Annotated in this window: 8 protein-coding genes and 3 pseudogenes; 9 read left to right on the top strand and 2 right to left on the bottom strand. The window is 64.3% G+C overall.

Translation table 11 applies throughout. The features are described 5' to 3' along the window. Both Q427_RS25540 and Q427_RS25535 read right to left on the bottom strand, forming a co-directional pair. Nucleotides 1–368, bottom strand: a pseudogene (locus Q427_RS25540) (hypothetical protein); the annotation flags it as partial. Nucleotides 369–492: 124 nt separating this feature from the next. Next, on the bottom strand, nt 493–771 hold the full coding sequence (locus Q427_RS25535; protein ID WP_043518209.1) for a hypothetical protein: 279 nt from the start codon (nt 769–771) through the stop codon (nt 493–495). Nucleotides 772–866: 95 nt separating this feature from the next. On the opposite strand from Q427_RS25535, the gene Q427_RS25530 reads away from it, so the two are divergent. The 9 genes and pseudogenes from Q427_RS25530 to Q427_RS25490 form a co-directional block, all read left to right on the top strand. Then, nucleotides 867–2,171: a glutamate-5-semialdehyde dehydrogenase gene (locus Q427_RS25530; protein ID WP_043518208.1), complete on the top strand. Its 1,305-nt coding sequence runs from the start codon at nt 867–869 to the stop codon at nt 2,169–2,171. Between the two features lie 74 nt (nt 2,172–2,245). After that, nucleotides 2,246–2,875, top strand: a complete 630-nt coding sequence (gene nadD, locus Q427_RS25525) for a nicotinate-nucleotide adenylyltransferase (RefSeq protein ID WP_051496713.1) — start codon at nt 2,246–2,248, stop codon at nt 2,873–2,875. 67 nt (nt 2,876–2,942) lie between these two features. Next, nucleotides 2,943–3,305 (top strand): ribosome silencing factor, encoded by a 363-nt coding sequence (gene rsfS / locus Q427_RS25520; protein WP_043518206.1) that lies wholly within the window; start codon nt 2,943–2,945, stop codon nt 3,303–3,305. After that, entirely contained in the window at nt 3,302–3,769 is a 468-nt protein-coding gene (gene rlmH, locus Q427_RS25515; protein ID WP_043518205.1) for a 23S rRNA (pseudouridine(1915)-N(3))-methyltransferase RlmH, read from the top strand. Before rsfS ends, rlmH begins: the two co-directional genes overlap by 4 nt. A gap of 42 nt (nt 3,770–3,811) precedes the next feature. Beyond that, a pseudogene (gene mrdA / locus Q427_RS25510) lies at nt 3,812–5,717 on the top strand (penicillin-binding protein 2). 3 nt (nt 5,718–5,720) lie between these two features. Continuing rightward, nucleotides 5,721–6,881 (top strand): rod shape-determining protein RodA, encoded by a 1,161-nt coding sequence (gene rodA / locus Q427_RS25505; RefSeq protein ID WP_043518203.1) that lies wholly within the window; start codon nt 5,721–5,723, stop codon nt 6,879–6,881. Between the two features lie 119 nt (nt 6,882–7,000). After that, nucleotides 7,001–8,001, top strand: a pseudogene (gene mltB, locus Q427_RS25500) (lytic murein transglycosylase B). Beyond that, nucleotides 7,998–9,002 carry a septal ring lytic transglycosylase RlpA family protein gene (locus Q427_RS25495; RefSeq protein WP_043518201.1) on the top strand — a complete coding sequence of 335 codons (1,005 nt, stop codon included), beginning with the start codon at nt 7,998–8,000 and terminating at the stop codon, nt 9,000–9,002. The pseudogene mltB and the gene Q427_RS25495 overlap by 4 nt, the downstream one beginning before the upstream one ends. Before the next feature lie 115 nt (nt 9,003–9,117). Next, nucleotides 9,118–10,035: D-alanyl-D-alanine carboxypeptidase family protein (locus tag Q427_RS25490; protein WP_231613923.1), on the top strand; the 918-nt coding region annotated here is incomplete at its 3' end.

The following is a 10,035-nucleotide window of genomic DNA, read 5'->3' as shown; positions in this document are numbered from 1 at the left end:
GTGAACCTTGCCTTCACCGGGGTGCGCAGGCCATCGAGCAGTGCCTGGCGCCGTGACCGGGCCTGCTCCCGGTCGCGACTCAGCAGCAGGGCGGCCAGCGTATGCTGATTGAGGCGATAGCAGGTCTCGAAGTCGTGGGTCTGGCGACACAGGTCCTGGGCCAGGGGCCAAAGCAGGTGGCGTGATGTGCGGAGCAGCAGCAGTTCACCATGTACTCCTTCACGGCGGCAGCGCGCGCGTTCGCGCCGCAGGTCGGTGGCCAACTGATGTGCGGTCCATAGCGGAAGCCCGGGAGCCAGGCGAACGCGCTGGCGTGAGGCGAGGCGAAGCGGTTGCAGCTGGAGATTGCGTGCCAGTCCGAGCAGCATCAACGTCAGCAGAAGCAGGCCCGAGAAGAGGACTGTTCGAAGCCGAGCACGCCGACGAGAGACCACCAGGCAAGGCCTGCCAGGATGAAGGTGAGGCCCAGCATCCATCCCGGCTGAGGCAGCATCAGCAGGCTGGCCAGCCCCAGATCCACAAGGCATGGCGCTCGGGATCCGTCCACAGAAGGCCGGCCAGCAGCAGGCTGGGCAGCAGCTGCCAGGGAACCGTGGCGGGCCGCCGGTGACTGAACTCGAGCAGCGATGCAGTCACCGTCAGCCAGGCCACAGCCAGCCACAGCAGCAAGGCGCTGGCAAAGAGCTCCGTCCGGTAGGCCAGTAGGGCCAGAAGCAGCGCCGCGACCAGCAGGTTCAGGCGCATCAGTCCGACTTTGTACTTGCTTTGCATGGTGCCTTACTATCTATGGTGATCGACACGAAGTTGCGCCAGTATAACGTCCGCAGCCTCCTCTGAGGCTGTCGTCCAGGAGATATTGAAACCGCATGTCCGCATACGCCTCTCGAACCGAATCCACCGCCGACCAGGCCATCGGCGATGTCGATGCCTACATGGTGCGGCTAGGCCAGGCTGCGCGTGTCGCCGCCACGCAAATGCGCCGCGCCGTTACCGCCGACAAGAACGGTGCCCTGCGGGCCATGGCCGACCAGCTTCAGCGTCGGCGCGCCGAGGTACTCGCCGCCAATGCACGGGATCTTGCCCGTGGTCGCGAGAGTGGGCTCGATGCCGCCCTGCTCGATCGGCTGGCACTCGATGATGGACGACTCGACGCCATGGTGGAAGGCCTCAGGCAGGTCGCTGCCCTGCCCGACCCGGTGGGGGAGATCGATGGCATGAGGATGCGACCCAGCGGCATCCAGGTCGGCCAGATGCGGGTACCGCTCGGTGTGATCGGCATCATCTACGAGTCGCGGCCCAATGTGACTCTCGAGGCTGCCAGCCTGTGCCTCAAGTCCGGCAATGCCTGCATACTGCGCGGCGGATCGGAGGCTCGCGAGTCCAACGCCGCCATTGGCGTCTGCATACGCGAGGGGTTGCTCGAGGTGGGGCTTCCCGAAGCTGCGGTGCAGGTGGTGGCGACCACGGACCGGGCCGCCGTGGGGCGCCTGATCGCCATGCCGGAGTATGTGGACGTGATCATCCCCCGCGGCGGTAAGTCGCTGATCGAGCGCATCACCCGGGAGGCGCGCGTGCCGGTGATCAAGCATCTGGATGGCGTCTGTCATGTCTATATCGATGCCACCGCTGATCCGGACAAGGCCATGGCCATCGCCATCAATGCCAAGACCCAGCGCTACGGCACCTGCAATACCATGGAGACGCTGCTGGTCGATGTGCCGTTGGCCGAATCACTCTTGCCCCGGCTGGCTGCCGCCTATGCCGAGCATGGGGTCGAGCTGCGCGGATGTGAGCGCACTTGCCGGGTGCTGGAGGACGCCACTCCCGCCAGCGAGGCTGACTGGGAGGCCGAATACCTGGCACCGGTGCTGGCGATTCGTGTGGTCGACGGCATGGACGCGGCAATCGCGCATATCGAACGCTACGGCTCGCACCATACCGATGCCATCGTGACCGAACACTATGGTCTGGCTCGTCGCTTCATGACCGAGGTCGATTCCAGCTCGGTGATGGTCAATGCCTCGACCCGCTTCGCCGACGGTTTCGAATATGGCCTGGGCGCTGAGATCGGTGTCTCCACCGACAAGCTGCACGCCCGTGGACCGGTGGGCCTCGAAGGTCTCACCACGCGCAAGTACGTGGTGTTGGGTGACGGCCAGGTTCGAGGGTGAGCCGGCAAAGCTCGCGTCCGGAAGTGACGGCAGGCCAAGGGAAGGCTGTGCCGGCCAGGGTGCCGCGTATCGCCATGCTGGGTGGAACCTTCGACCCGGTGCACCTGGGCCACTTGCGTAGCGCCGTCGAGCTGCGTGAGTGCCTGAAGCTCGACCGGGTACACATGGTGCCCGCCAGCATGCCGCCGCTGCGTGACGAACCATCGGTGTCGCCCGAGGAACGCCTCGCTTTGTTGAAGCTCGGTATCGGCCAGACACCGGGCCTGTTGGCGGACGCCCGTGAGCTTGAGCGCGCAGGGCCCTCCTACAGCGCCGATACCCTGGCCAGCCTGCGGGAAGAGTACGGTGCAGAAGCGCAACTGGTGATGGCCCTGGGTCATGATGCCTTTCTTCGTCTGGCGGAGTGGCGAGCGCCGGAACGCCTCTTCGAGCTGGCCCATCTGGTGGTGATCGATCGGCCGGACCACTGCGCGCCCTTGCCCGAGGCGCTGGCAGAACTGATTGGCCGACGAGAGGTCGATAGCTGTGAGGCACTGTTCCAGTTCCCCGCGGGACGACTGTTGCGCCTTGCACTGCCGACGCGAATGGCGATCTCGGCCACGGCGGTTCGCCATCGACTCTCCGCCGGCAGCAGCGTCCGCTACCTGCTCCCCGAAGCCGTGGAAGCGCGAATACACGAAAGAGCCCTATATCGAACGCATTGAACACTGCCATGGGCCGCGCAAGACGCTACAATGGGCACCGACCAAGACTTCCCGTTGACGAGGGGCTATGCACAACGATTCGCTCAAGACATTGGTGGTAGATGCACTGGATGACCTCAAGGCCAAGGACGTGGCGATGCTGGACGTTTCACGCCTTACCAGCGTCACCGATCTGATGATAGTGGCGAGCGGTACCTCAACGCGCCATGTGGCAGCGCTGGCCAACCACATTGTCGAGCAGTCCAAGGCCGGCGGCCATCCGCCCCTGGGTGTGGAAGGGCAGGCCGGCTCCGACTGGGTGCTGGTGGACCTCGGCGATCTGGTCGTGCATGTGATGCTTCCCGAAACCCGCCAGCTGTATGACCTCGAGCGTCTCTGGGCCGATCTGCCCAGCGATGTGGAGCCCAGAGAAGAGCACGGTAGCGCATGAGAGTCCGCCTGCTGGCGGTGGGTACGCGCATGCCCGCCTGGGTCAATGCGGGGGTAGAGGAGTACCGCAAGCGCCTGCCCCGGGATTTTTCCCTGGAAGTCGAGGAAATTGCCCCAGGGCAGCGGGGCAAGAATGCTGATGTGATGCGTGCCGTTGCGCTGGAGGCACAGCGAATTCGCGATCGCCTGCGCGGCGATGAGTTCACGGTGGCGCTGGAAGTCGAAGGTCAGGCCTGGAGTACCGAACGGCTGGCTCGTGAAGGCGAGGCATGGCGGCTGGAAGGCCGTGACGTGGCGCTGATGGTGGGAGGTCCCGATGGACTGTCGCCCGAGCTATCCGCCAGTGCCGACCGGCGATGGTCGTTGTCGCCGCTGACATTGCCGCACCCGCTGGTCAGGGTGATCCTGGCCGAGCAACTCTATCGTGCCTGGACCCTGATGGTGGGACATCCCTATCACCGTTGAACGGTGGTTCCCCCGCAATAGTCACTCGAGGTCATAGCCGGCATGCGAGATCGCCGTGACACCCTCAAGAATCCGCAGCAGGAGCTGCGCATCTTTCGAATCCGCTCACTGCTTGCCGGCTTGCTGATCGTGGCATTGACCGGCCTGCTGATGGGTCGGCTGGTTTACCTGCAGGTGGTGCAGCATGAGGTCTACAGTACCCGCTCCGAAAAGAATCGCGTGCGGGTCGAGCCCCTGCCGCCGACCCGGGGCCTGATCCAGGATCGCAATGGGGTGCTGCTGGCCGAGAACCGGCCCACCTACAACCTGACGCTGATCCGCGAGCGGGTCGAGGATCTCGACGGCACGCTAGATTTGCTGGAGGCCTTGCTTGAGCTGTCCCCCGAGGAGGCCGAGGCCTTTCGGCTGCGCTCACGCCAGCGTCAACGCCCCTTCCAGCCGGCGCTGCTGATGAGTGATCTGGACGAAGCCCAGATCGCCCGCCTTGCGGTCAACCGGCATCGTCTGCCTGGCATTGAGGTCGAGGCCCAACTGTTGCGCTACTATCCCGATGCCAATATCACGGCGCATGCCCTGGGTTATGTCGGTCGTATCAATGCCGATGAGATGAAGACGCTCGACCTGGGTCGCTACGCCGGAACGCACTTCATCGGCAAGACCGGTGTCGAGCGCTTCTACGAGGATGTGCTTCACGGCCAGGCGGGCCTACGCAAGGTCGAAACCAATGCAAGGGGGCGGGTGCTGCGCGAGCTGGGGCGCACCGATCCGGTGCCGGGGAAGGATCTGACCCTGACCATCGACATGCAGCTTCAGACCCTGGCCTATGAACTGCTAGACGGGCGGCGCGGTTCCATCGTGGCCATTGCCCCCGCCACCGGAGAGATTCTGGCCATGGTCTCGGCCCCGGGTTTCGACAGCAATCAGTTCGTCACCGGTATCGATTTCGCCTCCTACCGGGCGCTTCAGGAAGACCTCGACCTGCCGCTGTTCAACCGGGCCATACGTGGCCAGTATCCGCCGGGTTCGACCATCAAGCCGTTCCTGGCCATGGCGGGCCTGGCCGAAGGGGTTATCACTCCGGAACGTACCATCAACGATCCTGGCTTCTACCAGTTGCCCAACGACAGTCGCCGCTATCGCAACTGGCTTCGCTGGGGGCATGGGCGCGTCGATATGGAGCGTTCCATCGCGGTTTCCAATAACACCTACTACTATTCGCTGGCCCATGAGCTCGGCATCGATCGGGTGCATGACCGCATGAGTGCTTTCGGCTTCGGGCAGCGGGTGGGGCATGACGTATTCGGCGAAAGTGGCGCCCTGATGCCTCGCGGGATTGGAAGCGTGGCCGTTTCGGCCAGCCCTGGTACCCGGGTGAAACGCTATCGGTCGGCATTGGCCAGGGCTACTGGCAGGTCACGCCGCTGCAGTTGACAACCGCCACGGCCGTCCTGGCCAATCGAGGCGAGTGGGTGAAGCCCCGCCTGGCTAGCCGTATCGGGGGGGAGGCCGTCGAGCTCGCGTTGCCGGACACCCCGCCCGCTCTGCAAATCGACAACGACTACTGGTGGGACAGGATCTTTTCCGGCATGGAGAAGGTGCTCACCGGCCACGAAGGAACGGCCCGCCGTACCGGGGTGGGGCTGGAGTACCGCATGGGGGCAAGTCGGGTACCGCCCAGGTCTTCTCGCTGGGACAGGACCAGCGCTATAACGCCGAGGAGCTGGCGGAGCGCCTGCGGGACCATGCGCTGTTCATGGCATTCGCACCGTTGGAAGACCCGCAGATCGCCGTGGCGGTGATCGTGGAGAATGCCGGTGGGGGCAGTACCCATGCGGCCCACCTGGCCAGGGCCATGACCGATGCCTGGCTGCTGGATGAAGAGGAAGTGGATGTCGAGCAACTGCGGGAGACCTTGGAGAATGACACCGGCACCGTGGCAGGAAACTGATCGATGGCGTTGACCTATCTGGCCAGAGGCCTGCGTCGCCGGCCGGTGCGCCCGCCCGAGAGCGGCATCGCCCGTCGCAAGAGTATCTGGGAGCGTACCCATCTCGACCCCTGGCTGTTGCTCATGCTGCTGGTACTGATGGTGGCCGGCCTGGGTGTGCTCTTCAGCGCCAGCGGCCAGAACATCGATGCAGTCATCGCCCAGGGGAGTCGCTTCCTTGTCGCGATCGTGGTCATGCTACTGCTCGCGCAGCTGACGCCAACGACCTTGTTGCGCTGGGCCCCGCTCGTCTACGGGGCCAGCCTGCTCATGTTGGTGGCGGTCGAACTGGTGGGTGACATGGGCATGGGGGCGAAACGCTGGCTGACCATTCCCGGCGTGGTGCGCTTCCAGCCGTCGGAGCTGATGAAACTGGCCATGCCCCTGATGGTGGCGGCGTGGCTGAGCCGTCGGGAGTTACCGCCCCGCTGGTATGATCTGCTCGTCTGTGGCGTGCTGATCGGCGTGCCGGTGCTGCTGATTGCTCGCCAGCCCGACCTGGGCACTTCCCTGCTGGTCACCTGTGCGGCGGTGTTCGTGGTGCTGCTGGCCGGCCTCTCCTGGCGCTTCATCGCCTTCCTGCTGGTGTTGGCCGCCTCCGCCTTGCCGCTGCTGTGGATGAACCTGCACAACTATCAGCGTCAGCGGGTTCTTACCTTTCTCAACCCTGAAAGCGACCCGCTGGGATCCGGCTGGAACATCATCCAGTCCACCACCGCCATCGGCAGCGGTGGCGTATGGGGCAAGGGGTGGCTCCAGGGTACCCAGTCACAGCTCGAGTTCCTGCCCGAGCGGCATACGGACTTCATCGTTGCCGTATTGGGCGAGGAGTTCGGGCTCGTTGGCATGCTGGTCGTGCTGGTGCTCTACCTGATGATCGTCACCCGGGGCCTCTGGCTGGCGGCAGGGGCACACGATACCTTCGGTCGTCTGCTCGGCGGCAGTATCATCCTGACGTTCTTCATCTATGTCTTCGTCAATGTCGGCATGGTCAGCGGTATCCTGCCGGTGGTTGGTGTCCCCCTGCCGCTGGTCAGTTACGGCGGCACCTCCAGCGTGACCTTGCTGGCGGGTTTCGGTATTCTCATGTCCATTCATGGCCACCGTCGCCTGTTGCCGCGCTAGCGACGGCGAGCGATGGTCATATCTGAACGACAAGCCCCAGCAGGAGTGGCGAGCGAATGATGCCAGTGGGTAAGTGGAAAAGAGCCAGCGGTACCGGCATTGCCGTATTGGCCTTGTTGATGCTGGCGCCCGGGACAAGCGCCGCAGACTTCGATCCTGCGGAGCACGAGGGAGCGGGAAAGCTTGTCGATACCCTGGTCGATCGCGGTATTGAGCGTGAGTGGCTGGAGTCGGCCCTGCGCAGCGCCCAGTTCCAGCAAGGCGTGCTGGACGCCATGGAAGGCGCCGCGGAACGGCGACTGCGCTGGGACGAGTATCGGGAGATCTTCCTGCAGCCGGAGCGGATCGAGCGTGGCGTGGCCTTTATCGAGGCGCATCATGACGCCTTTGAGCGCGCCGAAGCGGAGTATGGCGTACCGGCGGACATGATTGCCGCCATCATCGGCGTCGAGACCAGCTACGGGCGCTTTACCGGCCGCCATCGGGTCATCGACTCGCTGTCGACCCTTGCCTTTCACCACCCCGTACGGGGTGGTTTCTTCCATGGTGAGCTGACGGCCTTTCTCGAAATTACCCGGGAGCAGGGCGTGGAGCCGGGCAGCCTGAAGGGTCCTACGCCGGGGCCATGGGTTACCCCCAATTCATACCGACCAGCTATCGCGCCTATGCCGTTGACTTCGACGGTGACGGGGTGCGTGACCTGTGGACCAACCCGGTGGATGCCATCGGCAGCGTCGCCAACTATTTTGCCGTACATGGCTGGCAGCCGGGCAGCCCGATCTATCATGAGGCACGGGGGCCGGACACCCCACCGCCCGCAGTTGACTTCAACCGCACGGCCCGGCCTTACGCCAGCGTGGCCGAGCTTGCCGAGGCGGGGATTCGGGTCGAGGGCAGCCTCGATGACGATGCCTTGGTGGTGCCGCTCTCGCTTGAGGTATCCGAAGAGGCCTGGCGCTACCGGGTGGGTCACGAGAACTTCTACGTCATCACCCGTTATAACCACAGTCACCTCTATGCCATGGCGGTGACAGAGCTGGCCGAGGCAATCGAAGCACAGCGTGCGCTGGCTTCGCCTCCGCTCGAACCGACGAGCAATGGTGCTGGAGAGGGAACATGAAACCCTGGTACATCGGCCTGGCCCTGGCCACGTTGTTGACCGGCTGTGCCGGTGGCGGTGGCTCCCAGCCCTCGGGCGAACGGGAGACGACTCGCAGTGCACCAGCGGCGGCACCCTCAGGCGGCGGTCGCTATGCCATGAGTGGCGATGCCTACCCCGAAAACCCGCCAGACGTCAGCAAGATTCAGGATGCTGTGCCTCGTGTCGAGCCACCGTCCCGTGGCGGAAACCGCCCGACCTATGAGGTGTGGGGCAAGACCTACCGGGTGCTGCCCGATGCCAGTGGTTATGCCAGGCAGGGCACCGCGTCCTGGTACGGCGAGAAGTTCCATGGTTACGCCACCTCGAACGGCGAAATCTATGACATGTACAAGATGACCGCTGCCCATCGCTCGCTCCCGCTGCCGACCTATGCCAGGGTAACGAGTCTGGAGAACGGTCGTTCCGTGATCGTGCGGGTCAACGACCGCGGGCCCTTCCACAATGACCGTGAGATCGATCTCTCCTATGCGGCCGCGGCGCGCCTGGATATCCTTGACCGTGGCACCGGCCGGGTGAAGGTGGAGGCGATCGACCCCGAGCGGTGGCTGGCTGAAAATGGCCGCAATGGCGAGAACCGGTCGGCCTCGCCGACGGTCCAACCCTCGCCTGTCGACGAGTCGCGTACCGCCCAGGCGGAGCCGGCTCGACGGGCCGAGTCCGCTCCAGCCGGCGAGTCGTCACGGGAGGTTGCAGCCCCGAGCCGAACCACGGCGGAACCAGCCGGTGGCCAGGCCGCCATCTTTCTGCAGATCGCCGCGCTGGGATCGGTGGACAATGCCCGCGCGCTCAAGGCGAGGCTCGACAACGAGCTGTCGCATCCCGTGCGGGTGGCCGACTCTGCCGGCATGTATCGGGTGCAGATTGGCCCATTGTCCAGTGCTGCCCAGGTCGAGCCGGCCCGGGCAGAGCTGAGACGTGCCGGTTTCGAGCAGGCCTTTATCGTCAATGGCACCGACTGATCGGCGCCTTGCTTCTCACTTTCCGATGTATCCGATGAGACCCAAACCAATGAGAGTGCTGTTCCGTAAACTCCGTCCGCTGCTGTTGCCGGTGCTGCTGCTGAGTCTGGTCCTGATGACGGCCCAGGCCCTGGCCCAGGCGGTGCCTACGCCTCAGACGATGATTCCCGCTCCCCCGCAGATTGCGGCCAAGTCATGGTTCCTCATGGATGCCGACAGCGGCCGGGTGCTCATCGAGCATAACGCTGATGAGCGCCTGCCCCCGGCGAGTCTCACCAAGCTGATGACAGCCTATCTGGTGGAGCGGGAACTCGATCGTGGCAATATCGGCATGGACGACATGGTGCGCGTCAGTGAAAACGCCTGGCGTACAGGGGGCTCGAAGATGTTCATCGAGGTCGATACCGAAGTGTCGATCCGTGACCTGCTCTACGGCATCATCATTGCCTCCGGCAACGACGCCAGCGTCGCAGTGGCCGAGCACCTGGCCGGCGGGGAGGCGCCCTTTGCCGACCTGATGAACCAGCACGCCACGCGCCTGGGGCTGCACAATACCAATTTCACCAATGCCACCGGGCTGCCGCATCCGGAGCAGTACTCCTCGGCCCGGGATATGGCGCTGCTCTCGCAATACATCATCAACGACTATCCCGAGCACTACGCGGTCTATGCCGAGAAGTACTTCACCTACAGTGATATTCGCCAGCCCAACCGCAACCGCCTGCTGTGGCGAGACCCCTCCGTCGATGGCCTGAAGACGGGCTGGACGACCGAGGCGGGTTACGGTCTAGTCGCTTCGGCCAAGCGTGACGACATGCGTCTGATTTCGGTGGTGATGGGCACCAGCTCCGAGGAGTCTCGGGCCCAGGAGACACAGAAGCTGCTCAGCTACGGATTCCGCTACTACGAGACGCTGAATCTCTATGAGCAGGGTGCCGTACTCAATACGCCACGCATCTGGGGTGGGGAAAGGAACGAGCTGCGCGTCGGTGTCGACGAGAACGTCTTCATGACCGTTCCCCGTGCCGTAATC

The sequence above is a fragment of the Halomonas sp. BC04 genome, from assembly GCF_000568385.1.
The sequence above is the reverse complement of the archived record's forward strand: the minus strand, read 5'-3'. Positions and strand labels throughout refer to the sequence as shown.